Origin of the sequence: Qipengyuania nanhaisediminis (genome assembly GCF_900115585.1) — a bacterium.
Classification (GTDB): Bacteria; Pseudomonadota; Alphaproteobacteria; order Sphingomonadales; family Sphingomonadaceae; genus Qipengyuania; species Qipengyuania nanhaisediminis.
The window spans coordinates 413,657-431,246 of the sequence record NZ_FOWZ01000002.1 but is presented as its reverse complement, the minus strand read 5'-3'; the positions used below and the strand labels follow the sequence as shown (position 1 = coordinate 431,246).

Annotated in this window: 18 protein-coding genes; 13 read left to right on the top strand and 5 right to left on the bottom strand. The window is 63.5% G+C overall.

Going from position 1 to position 17,590, the window contains the following annotated elements:
- Window positions 1-13: 13 nt before the first annotated feature.
- Genes BM173_RS07670 through BM173_RS07660 form a run of 3 tightly spaced genes read left to right on the top strand, consistent with a single transcriptional unit; the run spans window position 14 to window position 2,417 of the window.
- A complete protein-coding gene (locus BM173_RS07670) occupies window positions 14-1,117 on the top strand; it encodes a saccharopine dehydrogenase family protein (RefSeq protein ID WP_090479559.1) in 1,104 nt (367 codons plus the stop codon).
- On the top strand, window positions 1,114-1,557 hold the full coding sequence (locus BM173_RS07665) for a thiol-disulfide oxidoreductase DCC family protein (protein WP_090479556.1): 444 nt from the start codon (window positions 1,114-1,116) through the stop codon (window positions 1,555-1,557). Before BM173_RS07670 ends, BM173_RS07665 begins: the two co-directional genes overlap by 4 nt.
- Before the next feature lie 20 nt (window positions 1,558-1,577).
- The gene (locus BM173_RS07660; protein WP_245755814.1) at window positions 1,578-2,417 is read left to right on the top strand and encodes a glycoside hydrolase; all 840 of its coding nucleotides are present in this window, start codon (window positions 1,578-1,580) and stop codon (window positions 2,415-2,417) included.
- Here BM173_RS07660 and BM173_RS07655 read toward each other — a convergent pair.
- Window positions 2,414-3,061, bottom strand: a complete 648-nt coding sequence (locus tag BM173_RS07655; protein ID WP_090479553.1) for a peptidylprolyl isomerase — start codon at window positions 3,059-3,061, stop codon at window positions 2,414-2,416. The genes BM173_RS07660 and BM173_RS07655 overlap by 4 nt on opposite strands.
- A 214-nt stretch (window positions 3,062-3,275) precedes the next feature.
- Here BM173_RS07655 and BM173_RS07650 point away from each other — a divergent pair, with 214 nt between their 5' ends.
- The 3 genes from BM173_RS07650 to creD all read left to right on the top strand — a co-directional run bounded on the left by BM173_RS07650 (window position 3,276) and on the right by creD (window position 6,919).
- Window positions 3,276-3,665 (top strand): BlaI/MecI/CopY family transcriptional regulator, encoded by a 390-nt coding sequence (locus BM173_RS07650; protein WP_090479550.1) that lies wholly within the window; start codon window positions 3,276-3,278, stop codon window positions 3,663-3,665.
- Window positions 3,662-5,407 carry a M56 family metallopeptidase gene (locus tag BM173_RS07645; protein WP_090479547.1) on the top strand — a complete coding sequence of 582 codons (1,746 nt, stop codon included), beginning with the start codon at window positions 3,662-3,664 and terminating at the stop codon, window positions 5,405-5,407. The genes BM173_RS07650 and BM173_RS07645 overlap by 4 nt, the downstream gene beginning before the upstream one ends.
- Before the next feature lie 129 nt (window positions 5,408-5,536).
- Window positions 5,537-6,919 carry a cell envelope integrity protein CreD gene (gene creD / locus BM173_RS07640; RefSeq protein ID WP_245755813.1) on the top strand — a complete coding sequence of 461 codons (1,383 nt, stop codon included), beginning with the start codon at window positions 5,537-5,539 and terminating at the stop codon, window positions 6,917-6,919.
- 73 nt (window positions 6,920-6,992) lie between these two features.
- Here the strand turns inward: creD and ypfJ are convergent, their stop codons facing one another.
- The gene (gene ypfJ, locus BM173_RS07635) at window positions 6,993-7,841 is read right to left on the bottom strand and encodes a KPN_02809 family neutral zinc metallopeptidase (protein WP_090479544.1); all 849 of its coding nucleotides are present in this window, start codon (window positions 7,839-7,841) and stop codon (window positions 6,993-6,995) included.
- A gap of 78 nt (window positions 7,842-7,919) precedes the next feature.
- Here ypfJ and BM173_RS07630 point away from each other — a divergent pair, with 78 nt between their 5' ends.
- From BM173_RS07630 to BM173_RS07610, 5 genes are all read left to right on the top strand, one after another.
- The gene (locus BM173_RS07630) at window positions 7,920-8,675 is read left to right on the top strand and encodes a 3-hydroxybutyrate dehydrogenase (protein WP_090479541.1); all 756 of its coding nucleotides are present in this window, start codon (window positions 7,920-7,922) and stop codon (window positions 8,673-8,675) included.
- 88 nt (window positions 8,676-8,763) lie between these two features.
- On the top strand, window positions 8,764-10,218 hold the full coding sequence (gene guaB / locus BM173_RS07625) for an IMP dehydrogenase (RefSeq protein ID WP_090480264.1): 1,455 nt from the start codon (window positions 8,764-8,766) through the stop codon (window positions 10,216-10,218).
- Between the two features lie 3 nt (window positions 10,219-10,221).
- A complete protein-coding gene (locus tag BM173_RS07620; RefSeq protein ID WP_090479538.1) occupies window positions 10,222-10,485 on the top strand; it encodes a hypothetical protein in 264 nt (87 codons plus the stop codon).
- Window positions 10,482-11,660, top strand: coding sequence for an RsmB/NOP family class I SAM-dependent RNA methyltransferase (locus tag BM173_RS07615; protein ID WP_090479534.1), 1,179 nt, complete (start codon window positions 10,482-10,484; stop codon window positions 11,658-11,660). The genes BM173_RS07620 and BM173_RS07615 overlap by 4 nt, the downstream gene beginning before the upstream one ends.
- 60 nt (window positions 11,661-11,720) lie before the next feature.
- The gene (locus BM173_RS07610) at window positions 11,721-12,227 is read left to right on the top strand and encodes a tetratricopeptide repeat protein (protein ID WP_143089599.1); all 507 of its coding nucleotides are present in this window, start codon (window positions 11,721-11,723) and stop codon (window positions 12,225-12,227) included.
- 4 nt (window positions 12,228-12,231) lie between these two features.
- Here the strand turns inward: BM173_RS07610 and BM173_RS07605 are convergent, their stop codons facing one another.
- Both BM173_RS07605 and BM173_RS07600 read right to left on the bottom strand, forming a co-directional pair.
- On the bottom strand, window positions 12,232-12,669 hold the full coding sequence (locus BM173_RS07605; protein WP_245755833.1) for an RNA pyrophosphohydrolase: 438 nt from the start codon (window positions 12,667-12,669) through the stop codon (window positions 12,232-12,234).
- Between the two features lie 32 nt (window positions 12,670-12,701).
- A complete protein-coding gene (locus BM173_RS07600) occupies window positions 12,702-13,652 on the bottom strand; it encodes an alpha/beta hydrolase (protein WP_090479523.1) in 951 nt (316 codons plus the stop codon).
- A gap of 175 nt (window positions 13,653-13,827) precedes the next feature.
- On the opposite strand from BM173_RS07600, the gene BM173_RS07595 reads away from it, so the two are divergent.
- Window positions 13,828-15,774, top strand: coding sequence for a 2-oxoacid:acceptor oxidoreductase subunit alpha (locus BM173_RS07595; protein ID WP_090479520.1), 1,947 nt, complete (start codon window positions 13,828-13,830; stop codon window positions 15,772-15,774).
- Entirely contained in the window at window positions 15,771-16,805 is a 1,035-nt protein-coding gene (locus BM173_RS07590) for a 2-oxoacid:ferredoxin oxidoreductase subunit beta (protein WP_090479517.1), read from the top strand. The genes BM173_RS07595 and BM173_RS07590 overlap by 4 nt, the downstream gene beginning before the upstream one ends.
- On the opposite strand, the gene BM173_RS07585 is transcribed toward BM173_RS07590, so the two are convergent.
- On the bottom strand, window positions 16,802-17,569 hold the full coding sequence (locus tag BM173_RS07585) for a phosphatase PAP2 family protein (protein ID WP_177201839.1): 768 nt from the start codon (window positions 17,567-17,569) through the stop codon (window positions 16,802-16,804). The genes BM173_RS07590 and BM173_RS07585 overlap by 4 nt on opposite strands.
- Between the last annotated feature and the right edge of the window lie 21 nt (window positions 17,570-17,590).

Here is a 17,590-nt window from a genome sequence, read left to right as displayed (position 1 = left end):
CGGCAAGCAGGTCATGCCGTTTCGTGTCGCCATCATCGGAGGCTACGGCAATTTCGGTGGCTACGTCGCACGCCAGCTGGCTGCGGACAGAGCGATCGAACTCGTCATCTGCGGACGTAACCTGGCAAAGGCACAGAAGTTCGCAGCTGGCTTGCAGGCTGCCAATCCGGCGCACGCGGCCCGTGTCGATATCGCGGATCCTCCTGCCGTCATGCTTGGCGAGATTGCGCCGGACCTCGTTATCAACATGGTCGGCCCGTATCAAGGCCAGGGGTACGGCGTAGCGAAGGCGGCGATCGCGGTCGGCGCCCATTATTGCGACATCGCGGATGCGCGCGCATTCGTGTGCGGCATCGGAGAGCTGGATTCAGTCGCGCGGGAAAAGGGCGTCACGGTCCTCTCCGGCGCCAGCTCGGTCCCGGCGCTGACGGCTGCCTATTGCGACGCGGCGCTTGAAGACATGACGGAACTGCGCCGTGTCGAATACGGGATCAGCGGCGCAGAACAAGCCAATCGCGGCGCGGGGACGGTGGCTGCGGTGCTGTCCTATGTCGGAGAGCGGTTCACGCGCCTTCAGGCTGGCCGGATGCAGGAAGAGATCGGATGGCGCGGCGCTATCCCAGTCGACTATCCCGATCTCGGGCGCCGCTGGTTTGCTACCGGCGATGTTCCGGACCTCGAACTCTTCCAATCGCGATACCCGGGATTGCAGGACCATCGCTTCCTTGCCGGACACGAAATCGCACCCCTACATTTCGGGCTGTGGGTGATGGGCGCGCTGCGGAGGGTGCGGTTGATCCCGAACCTGTCGCGCTTTGCCGACCTGTTGGTCAGCCTGTCGAAGCCTTTCAATGTCCTCAGCCGGGGGCGCAGCGGTTTCCACATGGTGATCGAGGGGGTGGACGCTAGAGGCGCTCCGGTCATCCGGCGACACTGGATCATCGCCCGCAGTGGCCACGGGCCGAACATCCCGGTCATCCCGCCGATCCTGATTGCCCGCAAGCTTGCTCGTGGAGAGCAACTGGCACCCGGAGCGCGGCCATGTCTCGACGTGATTTCCCTGGATGAATACCGCGCGGCTTTCGCGGGCCTCGATATCGAGTGTATCGACGAATGACGCATCCACCATACAGCTATCGCGACGATCCGCAGGTCCCCGACTTCGACGACAGCCGTCCACTATTCGTTTTCGATAATGTCTGCGTCCTCTGTTCGGGCGGAGCGCGGTTCATCATGCAGCATGACCGGAAGGAAAGGATCGCGCTCACCAGCGCGCAAGGCGAACTGGGCAGCGCGCTTTACCGGCATTACGGGTTAAGGATGGATGACAGCTACCTGTTCCTGGCGGATGGGCAGGCATATGAAATGAGCGAGGGATACTTTCAGTTGGCGCGCCGCTTGGGCGGCCTGTGGCGGCTTGCCGGGGTTTTTCGCATCGTCCCGCGGCCCCTTCGCGACGCAATATACCGCTTCGTTGCGCGCAACCGCTATCGCTGGTTCGGCAAGACCGAAGCCTGTGCATTGCTTACGCCCGACCAAAGGGCGAGGTTGCTGTGAAGGGTTACTTGTCGCCTGCATTGATTCTCGCACTCGCGGCCTGTGCGGTGACGCCCGCCGCACCGCCTTCGTCGATTGGCGCCGAACCCTTTTATGCAAAGCACGTCGACGCCTCGGGCATTCCGATCCTGTCGTCGGCCCGGGTATCCGACGAGGCGCTCCTTTCCGCGCGTGACATGGCACGCGGGATGCTGGCGCACCGACCTGACTTCGCGACATGGCTGGCGGCGAACGACTATCGCGTCGCGATTATCGCCGAAGACGAAGCATTGCTCGACCTGCCCGACAAGGCGCATTGGACGAAGCCTGCTCGTGACGATCCGCGCCTGACGCGCTGCGAACTCAAGCATTACGACGTGCGCATCGGTGCCAAGTCCGATCGCGAATATTGGGACGAGCGCGCAAGAGGGATTGGCGGCGAGCGCACGGTCGGATCGGAAGAGGACGTCCTCGGCCTGCCGACGTCACGCTATTTCGGCGAAACCATTTTCGTCCACGAGATGGCGCACAATGTCCTGTTTGCGATCGAAGCGGTCGATCCCGCGCTATTTGCCGAAATCGAGGCTGCCTATGCCCATGCGCTCGCCAACGATCTCTGGCTGAACGAATACGCGACCACGACCATCCAGGAATACTGGGCCGAAGGCACGCAGATCTGGTTCAATTCGAACCGTTTGGTCGTCGTAGACGGGCTGCGCATCCTCGATCACCCCGATCTTGCGGCATATGATCCGAAGCTGTTCGCCGCATTGGGCGCGGCATACGGTATGCGGCACCGGCTCAAATCCGACCCCTTCCACGCCAGCCCGGCGCGCGTACCGCCGGGACCAATTCCGGAAAACACCGCCGAGGTCTGTTAGTCCTCGCTCGGAGAGGCGAGGCGGCGCGCCTCTATGAGCTTGACCGGCTCGGCCAGCATCTGTCCTTTCATCCAGCCTTCTCCCTTTTCGGGATCGGTGGGCATGGCATGGATTGCGGCGACCACGTCCATCCCTTCGACGACATAGCCGAACACCGCATAGCCGTTCTGCCATACGGGGTCTTCGGACTTGGGATCGGCGTCCATGCCGGTCGAATCCTGAAGGAAGATCGAGAAGTCTCCATTGGCCGTTCCCGGTTCGCCCATCGCCATGGAGAGCGCACCCTTGGTGTGGCTGAGGCCGGTTACCGTCGTCGGTTCATGTGGGATGCCGGGCAGCACCCTGTCCGGGTCCCACTGCGTGCCGCCCTGGATCAGTCCGTTGGGCTGGTCGCCCCAGTCCAGCGTCATCGCGCGGTAGAAGACCGTACCGTCGAAGCGGTCTTCATCGACATAGCGCAGGAAATTGCCCGCCGTGATCGGTGCCCGCTCGGTTTCAAGCTCCACGGTAATGTCGCCTGCCGTCGTTTCGAGGACGACGCGGACGGTTTCGGGTTCGCCAGGCTGGGGAGGGGCGACTTCCGCCTCCTGCGCGCCAAGCGGTGCGGCAATCAAGGCGAGGGCAGGGAGGAAAATCTTCAGCATGCAAGGCAGGCTACATCAGCATTGTGCGTCGTCAATCCCGAGCTTTGTTGCCGTTCATCGATAGTCGGGCGTCCCGTGCAGAGCCTTTGTTGCAACCCGTGCCTCGATACTTTCTGCCAGATGCGGGTGCGGGAATCGTTTTATGTTTACACGCGTAGTCAAACTGTCTACAGCCGTAAACGAAATCAGCGAATTCCGAGGGAAGAGGTACGTTATGGGACAGCGCAAGCAATCGCCGGGTGACCGGATCAGCGAAGCTGAACACGCGGTCATGGAGGCCCTGTGGACCGAAAGTCCGCTGTCGGCTGCCGAAGTGTGCGAGCGGGTCTGTGCCGATAACGACTGGTCGATCCCGACGGTAAAGACGCTGCTTGGCCGCCTGGTGGCAAAGCGCGTTATCGGTACCGAACCGCAGGGGCGCAAGTTTCTCTACCACCCGCTCATCGAGCGTTCCGACTATGTCGGCGGCGAATCGCGCAGGCTGGTCGACCGCCTGTTCGGCGGCCGCGCCGCGCCGCTGTTCGCCCATCTGGCCGAGAATGAAGCGCTCACGGATTCCGACCTCGAAGAGATCGAGGCGCTCCTCAAGGAGATGCGGAAATGATCGAGCTTCTTCGCGAATATTGGGAGTGGTTCCTGTTCGACACGCTGGTGTGGACAGGCGCCCTGATCGCGATGGTGATGGTGCTTCGCCGTCCCGTTGCCAAACACTTCGGCTCCGGCGCGGCCTACGCGCTGTGGTTTATTCCGCTGGCGCGGCTCTTCGTTCCGCCATTCACGCTTCCGGCATGGATGAACCTCACCCCGCGCGAAGAGGTGTCGTTCGAAACCGCGCCGCTCGCCCTGGACGAGGCCGCGGTAGAGCCTGCCACCTTCTTTGCCGATATGGCCGCTCGTTCGCCTGCGCCGCAAACCTTCGCGGACCCCACCGACTTCGTGCTGCCGCTGGTGGCAATCTGGCTGGTCGGTGCTGCGGTCATGCTGACGCGCCGTTTCTATCTCTATTTCGAACTGCGCCGCGATTTGCTCGACGATGCGCGCCCGGTGGGCGATGTCGGCAGCGTGCGCCTGATCGAAACGCCTGCCATTTCGGGGCCGATGGCATTCGGTGTGCTCGACCGCGTCATCGCCTTGCCAGCAGGCTTCATGGCCAGCCGCGACCGGATTTCGCGCGACCTCGCGATTGCGCACGAGCTCGCCCATCATCGCGGCGGGGACCTGATCGTCAACATGGCCGTCCAGCCGCTGTTCGCGATCCACTGGTTCAATCCGCTTGGCTGGCTGGGCTGGAGCGCGCTGCGCCGCGACCAGGAAGCTGCCTGCGACGCGCGTGTCGTGGCCGCCCGCCCGCGTGAAGAACGCGCTACCTATGCCGGCATCATTGCCGATTTCGCTCGCCATCCGCAGGGGACGCCGCGACCGGCGCTCGCCGCGCCGATGGCGTGTCCAGTTCTGGGGGACAAGTCGATCATCCATCGTTTGAGGAGTTTGAACATGTCCGATATTTCGCCGCGCCGCCGTATTGCCGGCCGCGCAACGCTGGCCGGCGCCTTCCTCGCCGTGCCGCTCACCGCCTCGGTTTGCTTTGCGGAAGTGTCGGCCATGCCGACTTCGGACGAAGTCGCCGTCGTGGAAGCAGCGCCGCTGGCAGACTTCGCCTATCCGGTCGCCCCTGCAGCGCCCGAAGCACCGCTGCCCGCAGCCTATCCGGAGGCGCCGCTGCCGCCCATGGCGCCCGAAGCTCCGCTTGCACCGCCTGCGCCCGACCACGAACGCGCCATGGCTGACGCCGCCCGCGCGAAGGCCGATGCGCGCCGCGCCTTGGCCGAGGCAAAGCGGGTGGAGAAGCGCTGGACTTCCCGCGACTATGACGAGGGCCGCAAGGCATGGGCGGAATCCCGCATTGCCTATGCCGAAAGCCGTCAGGATTGGGCCGAAGGCCGCATCGCTTATGCCGAGGGCCGCAAGGACTGGGCGGAAGGCCGCGTGGCCTATGCCGAAGCCAAGCGGGAGAAAGCCGAAGCCAAGGCCGAAGCGCGCCATGCGAAGCTCGAGGCGGAAACCGAAGCAGCCGTCGCACAGGCGGTGGCGCAGGCCATGGCGGCGGTGCCTGAAGTGATCGAGAAGTGCGTCTATCCCGACCAGCCGGTCACCACGAAGGTGAAGTCCAACGGCAAGACCGTGATGTATGTGTGCGAGACCGCTGGTGACCGCATTGCGCTCAGTGCAATCCGCGGGGCGCGGACGGCGATCGCAAAGGATCGCTCGCTGGATGCAGAAACCCGCGCGGAAATCCTGCGCGACCTGGACGAGGAAATCGCCGAACTCGAATCCTCGCTCTCCTGAGTTAATACAAACTCCTGAGAGGCCGGTCTCCGCGTGGAGGCCGGCCTTTTGCGTGCCCGGACGGGTTCACAAGGCATTCAGTTCGTCGCTCACAAAAAACGTTTCATCGCAATAGATGGAGATGAAACGATGCGAGACAGATCCCCCACAGTCAAACTGGTCATAGCGGGGCTGATCGGCCTCGTGCTGCTGATCCCGATCATCATGGTCTATGATCTGGTCAACGACCGGCAAAACCAGGCCCGCATCGCGGAATCGACCATCACGGCGGGCGCGGGAGGATCGCAGGTGGTCTCCACCCCGATCCTTGCCGTCCCCTATCTCGCCCAGAAGCAGGTCCCGGTTCTGGTCGATGGCAAATCGGTCATGCAGACGCAGCAGGTGCGCTCGGAAATCCTTATTGCCCCGGTGCAGCATTCGCTCGAAACGCAGCTCGATACGGAGCGCAAGAAGAAAGCGATCTACGAAACGGTCTTCTTCTCTGCCGACATGGCTGGACAGGCGCGGTTCGAATTGCCCGACGATCTTTCCGGCTATGATGTGACGCGTGACCAGCTCGTCCTGTCCGAGGCGCGGCTGCGCTTCGGGGTGAGCGATGCACGCGGTTTGCGCGGCGGCGCGAAAGCGAGCCTCGGCGGAGAAGCGGTCGAGCTGTCACCGGGCCAGCGTGCCCGCGGCGAGGGCAGCGGCTTCCACGGCACCTACGACTGGAGCGAGGGTGACGCGCTCGACCTCGAATACAGCTATACCCTGCGCGGTAGCCGGTCCCTGTCACTGGCTCCGGAGGGCGGCGACACGCGCTGGAACGTGACCTCGTCCTGGCAGCACCCCGGATTCGAAGGTCGCTATCTGCCGGACACCAGCGACATCTCCGACGAAGGCTTCAGCGCGAACTGGTCGATCGGGACGCTCGCTATTGGCCAAGGTCCGGCAGACGGACCGGCTGACGAAGCCGAAGCGGAACTGGAACGTCGCATGATGTCGGAATACGGCGCCGTCGAAGAAGCCTCGAACGTTGCCTGGGCGACAATCGCCCTGGTCGAGCCTGGCGACATCTACTCACAGGTCGACCGCAGCGTGAAATATGGCTTCCTCTTTATCGGCTTCACATTTCTTGCCTTCCTGCTGTTCGACGTGATCGGCGGAGCCCGCGTGGCGGCGGCGGAATACCTCCTGACGGGGGCAGGGCTGGTGCTGTTCTTTGTGCTGCTTTTGGCCTTCGCCGAAGTCGCGGGGTTTGCCTTGGCGTATCTGATCGCCAGTGCAGCCATTATCGGGCTGCTGACCGCCTACAGTGCCGCAGTTCTTGGCGGGTGGAAGCGGGCAGGCTTTATCGGCGGTCTGCTGACGGCACTCTACGCCGGACTTTACGTGCTGATGAGCCTCGAGGAAGCCTCGCTGATCGTTGGCTCGGTCGCGATGTTCTTCGCGCTGGCGGGCGTGATGTATGCCACCCGCAATCTCGACTGGTCGCAGGCCGTAAGGGAGCCTGGAGAACCGCTGGAAGCCTGACGCCGCGAGCGTTGGAAAAAGAAAGGGCGCGGGCCGAGAGGACCGCGCCCTTTTCTGTGCCTTGGCTGGACTATCAACCGATATTGGTGATCGCGTCGCACTGGCGGTCATCGCCCTGCAGGCCGAGGCGCAAGGCCTGGCTGCGCTGGGCGCTGGTGCCATGGGTGAAGTTCTCGCTCGACACGCGGCCGCCGGTCAGGCGGTCGTCACCGATGGCGGCGGCAGCTTCCATGCCTTCCTCGATATCGCCCGGCTCGATGAGGTTGCGGTTCTTGCCCGCCCATACACCGGCATAGCAATCGGCTTGCAGTTCCATGAGTACTTGCAGCTGGTTCGCCTGACGGCGGTTCTGCGCCTGCGCACTGCGAATCTGCTGCGACACGCCGGTCAGTGTCTGGATATGGTGGCCGTATTCATGGGCAAGCACGTAATAGCGCGCGAAATCTCCGCGATTGCCCGCCATTTGCGCCAGCTGGTCGTAGAAGCTGGTGTCGATATAGATCGTCTCGTCGGCCGGGCAGTAGAACGGACCGGCGGCCGAAGTCGCGCTGCCGCAACCCTGCGTGGTGACGCGGCCATTGCGGAACAGGTCGAGCGTGGGCTGGCGGAAACTGTCGGCGTACCCCTGCTCCTGGAAAGTGCGCGCCCAGGTTTGGTTGAGCGATTGGAGGCCGTTGCACGCCTCGCGCGCATATTCGCTGGAGTTGCAGATCGCCTCTTCGTCGGTGTTGGCGGGGCCTGCCTGCTGCGAGCCCTGCTGCACGCTTTCGACCGTGCTTGCAGTCTGCATCGGATCGAGGCCGAAGACGAAATAGCCGATGGCGGCGATGATGATCGTACCGCAGCCGATGCCGCCTGCCTTGCCGGCGCCCCCGCTGGAGCGAACCTGGATATTGTCGGTATTGAATGGATTTAGCCGCATTCCTGCATCCCCCGCGATTGACCGTTCAGCGCTGCTGCGCAATGGCTTGCATGTTAGTCACAACACTTGAGGCCACAAATGTTTCTCGAAGGAAAGCGCGCATTTGTCACCGGATCGACTTCGGGCATCGGTCTGGCGACCGCACGGGCCCTTGCGGCAGAAGGCGCCGAGGTGGTCCTGAACGGCTTCGGAGACGAGGGCGAGATCGCAAAGTTGTGCGAGGAACTGGGCGCGACCCACTCGGGCGCGGACCTGACCGATGTCGCCCAGATCGAGGCGATGATGGCCGACAGCGGCGGGATCGACATCCTCGTCAATAACGCCGGGATGCAGCATGTCGCCCCGGTCGAGGAGTTTCCGGTCGACAAGTGGGACACGATCATCGCGCTGAACCTGACAGCCGCCTTTCACACCACGCGGCTTGCCGTGCCGCACATGAAAGAGAAGGGCTGGGGTCGCATAATCAACACCGCCAGCGCGCACTCCAAGGTCGCCTCTCCCTTCAAGAGCGCCTACAATTCGGCCAAGCACGGGCTCGACGGATTTACCAAGACCATCGGCCTCGAACTGGCGCCGCATGGCATCACCGCCAACTGTATCAGCCCGGGCTACGTCTGGACCCCGCTGGTCGAAAACCAGATCCCCGACACGATGAAAGCGCGCGGGATGACCCGCGACGAGGTCATCAACGACGTGCTATTGGTGAAGCAGGCCACCAAGAAGTTCGTCCAGCCGGAAGAGATCGGCGCACTGGCGGTATTCCTGTGCCGCGACGAGGCGCAAAACGTGAACGGCGCGAACTGGAGCGTCGATGGCGGTTGGACGGCGGAGTAAACGTCCCCGAGCCACTAGCTAATCCCGCGAAGCGTCGTTACATGGGCCGCCACATTTACTCCGGCAGGCGATTCTCAACGTGGCATCCATCGACATCCCCCTCGGCCTCACTTTCGACGACGTTCTCCTGCGTCCGGCAGAGAGCGATATCCTGCCTTCGATGGCCAAGACGATCACGCGGTTGACGCGCGACATCCAGCTGAACATCCCGGTCATCTCCAGCGCGATGGACACGGTGACGGAAGCCGACATGGCCATCGCCATGGCGCAGCTTGGCGGCATCGGTGTGTTGCACCGCAATTTCGAGGTCAAAGACCAGGCAGCGGCCGTGCGAGCGGTGAAGCGCTATGAAAGCGGCATGGTGGTCAACCCGATCACCATCAACCCGGAAGCCACGCTGGGCGATGCGCAGCAGATCATGACTGCCAACCGCATCAGCGGCATTCCCGTGACCGATCGCGGCGGCAAGCTGGTCGGCATTCTCACCAACCGCGACGTGCGCTTCGCCGAAAATCCCAACCAGCCGGTCAGCGAGCTGATGACCACCGAAAACCTCGCCACCGTGCCGCTCGGCACCGGGCAGGAAGAGGCGCGCCGAATGCTGCACCAGCGCCGGATCGAGAAGCTGCTCGTGGTCGACGATGACGGGCGCTGTGTGGGTCTCATCACGGTAAAGGACATCGAGAAGGCCGTGGCCTATCCCGATGCGACCAAGGATCTTAGCGGGCGGCTGCGCGTCGCCGCTGCATCGACGGTCGGCAACAAGGGTTTCGAGCGCACCGAAGCGCTGATTGATGCCGAAGTCGACGTGGTGGTGATCGACACCGCCCACGGCCACAACAAGGAAGTTTCCAAGGCCGTCGAACGGGTGAAGAAGCTGTCCAACAGCGTGCAGGTGATCGCAGGCAATGTCGCGACCGCCGAAGCCACGCGCGCCCTGTGCGATGCGGGTGCGGACGCAGTGAAGGTCGGCATCGGTCCGGGTTCTATCTGCACCACGCGTGTTGTCGCGGGTGTCGGCGTGCCGCAGCTGACGGCAATCATGGATTGCGCCGAAGCGGCAGAAAAGGCCGGCGTGCCTGTCATCGGCGATGGTGGTCTTCGCACCAGCGGCGATGCGGCCAAGGCGCTGGCTGCAGGCGCATCGAGCATCATGATCGGTTCGATGCTGGCAGGTACTGAAGAAGCGCCCGGCGAAACCTTCATCTACCAGGGCCGCAGCTACAAGAGCTATCGCGGCATGGGCAGCGTGGGTGCGATGGCGCGCGGCAGTGCCGACCGCTATTTCCAGGCCGACGTCAGCCAGCAGAAACTGGTGCCCGAAGGTATCGAAGGCCAAGTGCCCTACAAGGGTGCCGCCGCCGCCGTGGTCCACCAGCTTGTCGGCGGGATCAAGGCCGCCATGGGCTACACCGGCAGCGCCACGATCGACGATCTGCGCAAGCGCGCGCAGTTCGTGCGCATCACCAACGCCGGTCTCACCGAAAGCCACGTGCACGACGTTTCCATTACCCGCGAAGCGCCGAACTACCCTTCGCGTTAAACCATGGAACTCTTCGTCCCTTTCATGCTGTTCGTCCTCAAGATCGTGGACGAGCAGCCGGTGCACGTCGTTCTCGAACGCCAGGCTATCCTGTTCGAGAGCCAGGAAGAGTGCTTCGCCGCTGCAGACGCGATGCTCGATGAGATTGCGCGCGAAGCCCACATGGAGCGCGACGACTTGCGCCACTGGTGCCTTCCGATGCCCGATCCGAGCGAGTTCGAGCAATTGATCGAACGGCGCGATACCGCGAAACGCGAAGGAAAATGACCCCCGCCGCCAGAGTCCAGACCTCGATCGAACTGCTCGATGCGATTATCGCGTCGGCACGGTCGAAAGGTGCGCCTGCCGACCGCATTCTCGCGGAGTGGTTTCGTAGCAACCGGTTCGCCGGGTCCAAGGACCGCCGCGCCATTCGCGAGCTGGTCTATGCGGCCATTCGCGCATGCGGTCCGGTCCCGGAAACAGGCCGCGCCGCGATGCTGCGCCTTGCAGAGACGGACGAGCATATACGCGACCTGTTCGACGGTTCGAATTACGGTCCTGCAGAACTCGTCAACGAGGAACCGGTAGCGGCAGGCGGAATTGCGCCCGACTGGTTGGACCGAAAGCTCGCCGGATCGGACATCTCGGGCCCTGAAGCGCAAGCCCTGCTGGATCGCGCACCCCTCGACATCCGCGTCAACACGCTGAAAGCCGAGCGCGCCACCCTGGCGCTCCCGGTCGAAGGCACACCCACCTCTGCGCCGAATGGCCTTCGCCTCGAGGCTGGCACGCAGGTCGAACAATGGCCGGACTGGCGCGAAGGCAAGGTCGAGATCCAGGACACCGGCTCCCAGATCGCCTGCCTTGCCGTCGGCGCGCAGCCCGGCGAAAACATCATCGACCTATGCGCGGGCGGGGGCGGCAAGACCTTGTCGCTTGCAGCAGCGATGGACAATCTCGGCCGCCTTGTCGCGAGCGATACCGACCGCAATCGCTTGTCTGCCCTGATGCCGCGGGCGGAGCGTGCCGGGGCGACCAATATCGAGACGGCGCTGCTCAATCCCGGACAGGAACTTGATGCTCTCGCTAGTCTCGAAGGTCAGGCGGATGCAGTCCTGATCGACGCCCCGTGTTCGGGCGTCGGCACATGGCGACGCAATCCCGAAGCGCGCTGGAGGCTGGACGAGAAGGAACTCGCGCGCCTGACCGACCTGCAGGCTCGCCTGCTCGACATCGGCGCTCGTCTTGTGAAGCCCGGTGGGCGCTTGATCTACGTCACCTGCTCCTTGCTGGACGAGGAGGGTGCGGAGCAGTTCGACGCTTTCATTTCGCGCAGCGCAGGTTTCAGCGCCACAGCGATGGACCTCCCCGCCGGACTTGCACGAGGGCAGGGCATCCGCCTCACCCCGCACCATGACGGGACGGACGGTTTTTTCATCGCCCGTGCAGAAAAGTCGTGATAGCCTTGTGACATGGCCGACCCGCGCCCAACTGCGACTACGCCCCTGACGGAGACGATAATGCGTTTTGCTCCCGCCGCTGCTGCCCTTTCGCTAGCTCTCGCGCTTACGGCGAGTGTCAGCTGGGGGAACGAGCGCGATCCGGCGCCGCGGGCAGGCGTTTTGATTGCGGAAGGCCAGTCTGCGCTGGATGCCGGCGATACGCAGGGCGCAATCGACGCGTTCGAGGCCGCACTGGCAGTCGATCCCGGGTACACCCCCATTTTCATCCACCTCGCCGAAGCGGCGCGCGCGGATAATCTTCAGGGCAAGGCGATCCGCTATTATCGCGAAGCGCTCGACCGCGATCCGCAGAACCTCGTCGCCATGGCTGGCGAAGGGGCCGCGCTGGCAGAGAAGGGCGCCCTGGAAAAGGCGCGTGAAAAGCTGGCGGCGGTTCAGTCGCTATGCGGCGAAACCTGCCCCGAAACGCAGCAAATCGCGGCCGCCATCGCCGCGGGTCCGCGCACTCCTGTGATGACCGCCGAAGCGACCCTGCCGGAAACGCAGGGCGTGCAAGCCAACTAAGCGGTCAGACCAGTTCGCGGAACGCCTCGACTACGGCGCGGTAGACGCGCTTCTTGAACGGCACGATCAGCTCGGGAAGCTGCTCGGGTTCGGCCCATTTCCAATCGCAGAATTCCGCCGGATCATGGGCGTTGAGGTCGATATCCTCGTCGCTGCCCGAGAAGCGGGCGAGGAACCACACCTGCTCCTGACCGCGATACTTTCCGCCCCATAGCTTGCCGATCAGTTCTTCGGGTAGGTCGTAGCGCACGGGTTCGGCCATGCGGTCGATGATGGCGACGTGTTCGGGCCGTGCTCCGGTTTCTTCCGCCAGTTCGCGCAGGGCGGCCTCGTCCAAGTCTTCGCCTTCGTCGACACCGCCCTGGGGCATCTGCCACCAGTCGCCTTCCTTGTTGTCGATCCGACGACCAACGAACACGCGCCCGTCGCCATTGACCAGCATCACACCGACGCAGGGCCGGTAACCCAATTCACTCACCTGTAACGCTCCACCATCAGCTTGATCGCATCGAGGAAGGCATCGAGATCCTTCTGCCCGCTCGGTATCGCTTTTCTCAGCGTGGTAAAGCCGTGAATGATCCCGGGAAATTCGAGATAGATGACTTCCGTGCCTTGCTGGATCAGGTGCGAGGCATATTCGCGGCCGGAATCGCGCAAGGGATCGAGACCTGCCGTGCACACCACCGTGGGCGGGGTGTTGCTGCAATCGCCGACCATCGGCGTATTGCGCGGGTCCTTGGGGTCGCCGCCATATTGCTCGGTGAACCAGGCCATCGCCGCACCGGTGAGGAGGAACCCTTCGGCGAAGTCCTTGAGGCTGCGATGCTGCGACACGTCGCTCGCCACAGGATAGATCGGTGCCTGGACGATGACCGGCACGTCGGCAGGTTCGTTCACGAGCTGGTTGGTGGTGACGATGGTGAGGTTGCCGCCCGCGCTGTCACCCGTGATGACGAGCCCGGTGATCTTGCGGCCCAGCGCTTCGGGCGAAGATGCCACCCAGCGCGCCGCGGCTTCGCAATCGTCGGGTGCTGCGGGGAAGGGGTGTTCGGGGGCAAGGCGGTATTCGACCGACACGACGGGCAGGTCGAGCTGGTGGGCGATTTCGGTGCAGAGCGAATCGTAAACCTCGATATCGCCGATCACGAAACCGCCGCCATGGATGAAAATCACGCAGGGACCGGCTTCGCGCGTGTCCTTGGCGTCATAGAAGCGCAGCGGGATATCGCCTGCGGGGCCGGGGCAGGTGAGGTCCTTCTTGACCGCGAGGTCGCGGGGCGGGGCTTCTGCCAGCTGGCCCATGGTCTTCATCTGCACACGGCCTTCGACCGCGCCGACTTCCTCGACGCCCTTGCCGCCGATCTGCTCCAGCATGTCCAGGAAGCCGCGTACATCGTCGCGCACAAAATGTTCGGTATCGGCCATGGCGTCTCTCTCCTCTTTCGTTGCGAAAAGAGACTTAGCGTGTCGGCTACGCTTTTCCACTGCGCTTTTTACCGCTAGCAGAGAAACTTCATTGCGAGAGGAGGGAGCGGGTCCTAGGTGGCGCTCCCATTGACAATGCGCCGTGAAACTCGGTGCGCGACAAGGAATTGACCGGATGGCAACAGCCGCCCCGAGCGACGCCGACCGGCCGCATAGCGGCCTTCCCGCAAGCCCCGAAGCCGTGGTTGTGCGCTTCGCCGGAGATTCCGGCGACGGCATGCAGCTGACCGGCGGACAGTTCACGCTCTCCACCGCACTGGCGGGTAATGACCTTGCGACATTCCCCGATTTCCCGGCAGAAATCCGCGCGCCGCAGGGCACGCTGTTCGGTGTTTCGGCTTTCCAGATCAATTTCGGCAGCCGCGAGATCAATACCGCAGGCGATGCGCCCGATGTGCTGGTGGCGATGAACCCTGCCGCGCTGAAGGTGAACCTCGCTGCCCTGAAACCCGGCGGCCTGATCATTGCCGACACCGGCGCCTTCACCAAGCGCAACCTCGACAAGGCGCATTACGACGCCAATCCGCTTGAGGACGGCAGCCTCGCCAAGTTCGACGTGCTGGCCTTCGACATTTCCGAAAAGACGATCGAGGCGGTGAAGCCCTTCGGCCTCGGCAACAAGGATGCGCTGCGGTCCAAGAACATGTGGACGCTGGGCCTTGCCCTGTGGATGTTCGATCGCCCGCGCGAGCCGATCCATGACTGGCTGAAGGCGAAGTTCAAGTCGAAGCCCGATATTGCCGATGCCAATATCGCCGCGCTCGATGCTGGCCATGCCTATGGCGAGACGGCGGAACTCGCCGGTCCGCTCAAGCAGGTCCACATCGATCCGACGCCGAGCGCGCCGGGTCTCTATCGCACCGTCACCGGCGCGGAAGCCGTCAGCCTTGGCCTTGTTGCGGGTGCGCAGCTGGCCGAACTGCCGATGTTCTTCGGCGGCTATCCGATCACGCCTGCTTCGGCGATCCTCCATCACCTCGCGCGGCTGAAGGAATTCGGCGTCACGACCTTCCAGGCGGAAGACGAGATTGCCGCGATCTGCGCAGCCATCGGCGCGAGCTATGCCGGCCAGCTTGGCGTGACCTCCTCCTCCGGCCCGGGCATTGCGCTCAAGACCGAAGCCATCGGCCTTGGCATCATGACCGAGCTTCCTCTGGTGATCGTCAATTCGCAGCGCGGCGGCCCGTCGACCGGCCTGCCGACCAAGACCGAACAGAGCGACCTTTATCAGGCCGTCTATGGCCGTAACGGCGATGCACCCATGCCGGTGATTGCGGCGCGCAGCCCGTCCGACGCGTTCGAAGTCGCCATCGAGGCCTGCCGCATCGCGACCCAGTACATGACGCCCGTCATGCTGCTGACCGACGGCTATATCGCCAATGCGGCTGAGCCGTGGAAGGTGCCCAACCCGGCCGATTTCGAGCCGTTCCCCGCCCAGTTCCTGACCGAACCGCGCGGAGAGGAACTGCTACCCTACAAGCGCGACGAGAAGGGCGCGCGTCCGTGGATCAAGCCCGGCACGCCCGGCATGATGCATCGCATCGGTGGAATCGAAAAGCACGAGCTGACCGGCAACATCGATTATTCGCCTGACAACCACCAGCGCATGACCGACCTGCGCAAGGCCAAGGTCGACAATATCGCCGTGCCCGACCAGGACGTCTGCCTCGGCGAGACCTCCGGCAAGCTGGCCGTGGTGGGCTGGGGTTCGACCTATGGCCCGATCCACCGCGCGGTCGACAATTGCCGCGCAAACGGCATGGACGTGAGCCACATCCACGTGCGCCACATCTGGCCCATGCCCAGTAACCTCGGCGACCTGTTGCGCGGGTTCGACCACGTCCTCGTGCCGGAAATGAACACCGGCCAGTTCAAGACGGTGCTGCGCGACCAGTTCCTCGTCGATGCGCAGCCGCTCACCAAGACCAGCGGCCAGCCCTTCCAGATCGCCGAACTGGAACGCGAGATCGGCAAGTTCTTCGACGGCGTCCCCGGAAACGAAGGCGGACAGGTCCCCGCCAACGACCAACAGCTTCCGAGCACGGATGGAGGTGCGAAATGAACGCTCCCGTTAAAATCGAAACGACGCTCAAGGACTGGGAAACCGACCAGGAAGTTCGCTGGTGTCCGGGGTGCGGTGACTATGCCATCCTGAAAGCCGTGCAGCGCACGCTGCCGCAGCTGGGGGCAGATCCGGCGAACACGGTGTTCATTTCGGGCATCGGCTGTTCGAGCCGTTTTCCCTATTACATCGAAAGCTACGGCTTCCACACCATCCACGGGCGCGCGCCTGCTTTCGCCACGGGTGCTAAGCTCGCCAATCCGGACCTCGACGTGTGGCTCGTGACCGGTGACGGTGACGGCCTGTCCATCGGCGGCAACCACTTGATGCATGTTCTGCGCCGCAACGTGAACATGCAGATCATGCTGTTCAATAACGAGATCTACGGCCTTACCAAGGGTCAGGCCTCGCCGACCAGCCGTGAAGGCACCAAGTCGCCCTCGACCCCGATCGGCAGCTACGACCATCCGGCACGCCCCGCGGCATTCGCCCTCGGCAGCGGCGCGCGCTTCATCGGGCGCGGGTTCGATGTGTCGAAGCACCTGCCCGACGTGCTCAAGGCGGCGCATGCCCACAAGGGCGCGGCCTTCATCGAGATTTTCCAGAACTGCATCGTCTACAACAAGGACGTCTTCAACGACTTCGCAGCGCCCAAGGGTGCGGAAGATCGCCAGCTCTGGCTGGAGAATGGCAAGCCGATGCTGTTTGCTGGCGACACCAAGGGCATCGCGCTCAATCGCGAGACGCTGAGCCTGGAGGTCGTCGATGTGACGGATGGCGATTGGGAAACGGCGGGAGTGATCGTTCACGACGTCACCAATCGCTCGGTCGCGCACATGCTGATCGAAATGCCCTTCGGCCCGTTCCCGATGGCGCTCGGCGTGCTTTACGACGATCCGCGCCCGACGTTCGAGGACGCGGTGATCGAAGAGCGCAAGAAGGCGAGCGAAGGCAAGGAAGCCAATCTCGCCAAGCTGCTCGGCAAGGGTCAGACCTGGACCGTCAGCGGTACGGCGCAGGACCCGGTTTAAAGCTTTTCCTCGGATTCGGTCGTATCGTCGACCGGTTGTTCGATCTGGCGGCGTTTCTGAAGGGTGATGGCGATCATCCCCATCAGCAGCGCCCACGCGAGGCCGACCAGCCAGCCGGCCGCGACGTCGGTCGGCCAGTGAACCCCAAGATAAAGCCGTGAGAACCCGATTGTCAGCGTTGCCAGCGCCGCGAGGCCGACGATGAAACTGCGCGTGCGGGGGTCTTCGTAACTGCGCGCGATCAGCACGGCGACCGTGAGGTAGATGATGGCGCTGTTCATCGCATGTCCGCTGGGGAAGCTGCCGGAACTGACCTCGGCAAGGCGCGGCACGACATCCGGACGCGCACGGGAGAAAAGCGATTTCAGGATGCCACTGAGGATAGCCCCGCCGCCGACCGCTGCCGCCACCAGCAAGGTCTGCCGATAGCGCTTGCGCAGGAGGAGGAACCCCAGCGCCATCAACGTGACAAGCGTCAGGATCGTCTCGCTTCCCATGGCGGTGATGTCCACCATGGCGGTCTGGATGAAGTGCGGCCCGATCGGAGTTGCGAGGTCATCCGAATGACGGAGAGCGAGAAGAAAATTCTTGTCGAAGGCACCGAAGTCACCCTCCAGCATTTCTCCAGCCAGAGCTCCGAAGGTGACCGCGAGACCAATCGCGGCAACAAAGCCGAGAAGCAGCCGGTATTCGTCCTGGATTTTCTGCCAAAGGCCTTGCGCGAGGCGCAGCAATTGCGGAGTGGTCATAACAGTCCAACTCACGAAGCAAGCTATCGGGTATCG

Coding starts and splice junctions, on each gene's coding strand:
- BM173_RS07670 (WP_090479559.1), top strand. CDS start 14: ATGCCGTTTCGTGTCGCCATCATCGGAGGCTACGGCAATTTCGGTGGC.
- BM173_RS07665 (WP_090479556.1), top strand. CDS start 1,114: ATGACGCATCCACCATACAGCTATCGCGACGATCCGCAGGTCCCCGAC.
- BM173_RS07655 (WP_090479553.1), bottom strand. CDS start 3,061: ATGCTGAAGATTTTCCTCCCTGCCCTCGCCTTGATTGCCGCACCGCTT.
- BM173_RS07650 (WP_090479550.1), top strand. CDS start 3,276: ATGGGACAGCGCAAGCAATCGCCGGGTGACCGGATCAGCGAAGCTGAA.
- BM173_RS07645 (WP_090479547.1), top strand. CDS start 3,662: ATGATCGAGCTTCTTCGCGAATATTGGGAGTGGTTCCTGTTCGACACG.
- creD (WP_245755813.1), top strand. CDS start 5,537: ATGCGAGACAGATCCCCCACAGTCAAACTGGTCATAGCGGGGCTGATC.
- ypfJ (WP_090479544.1), bottom strand. CDS start 7,841: ATGCGGCTAAATCCATTCAATACCGACAATATCCAGGTTCGCTCCAGC.
- BM173_RS07630 (WP_090479541.1), top strand. CDS start 7,920: ATGTTTCTCGAAGGAAAGCGCGCATTTGTCACCGGATCGACTTCGGGC.
- BM173_RS07620 (WP_090479538.1), top strand. CDS start 10,222: ATGGAACTCTTCGTCCCTTTCATGCTGTTCGTCCTCAAGATCGTGGAC.
- BM173_RS07615 (WP_090479534.1), top strand. CDS start 10,482: ATGACCCCCGCCGCCAGAGTCCAGACCTCGATCGAACTGCTCGATGCG.
- BM173_RS07610 (WP_143089599.1), top strand. CDS start 11,721: ATGCGTTTTGCTCCCGCCGCTGCTGCCCTTTCGCTAGCTCTCGCGCTT.
- BM173_RS07605 (WP_245755833.1), bottom strand. CDS start 12,669: ATGCTGGTCAATGGCGACGGGCGCGTGTTCGTTGGTCGTCGGATCGAC.
- BM173_RS07600 (WP_090479523.1), bottom strand. CDS start 13,652: ATGGCCGATACCGAACATTTTGTGCGCGACGATGTACGCGGCTTCCTG.
- BM173_RS07595 (WP_090479520.1), top strand. CDS start 13,828: ATGGCAACAGCCGCCCCGAGCGACGCCGACCGGCCGCATAGCGGCCTT.
- BM173_RS07590 (WP_090479517.1), top strand. CDS start 15,771: ATGAACGCTCCCGTTAAAATCGAAACGACGCTCAAGGACTGGGAAACC.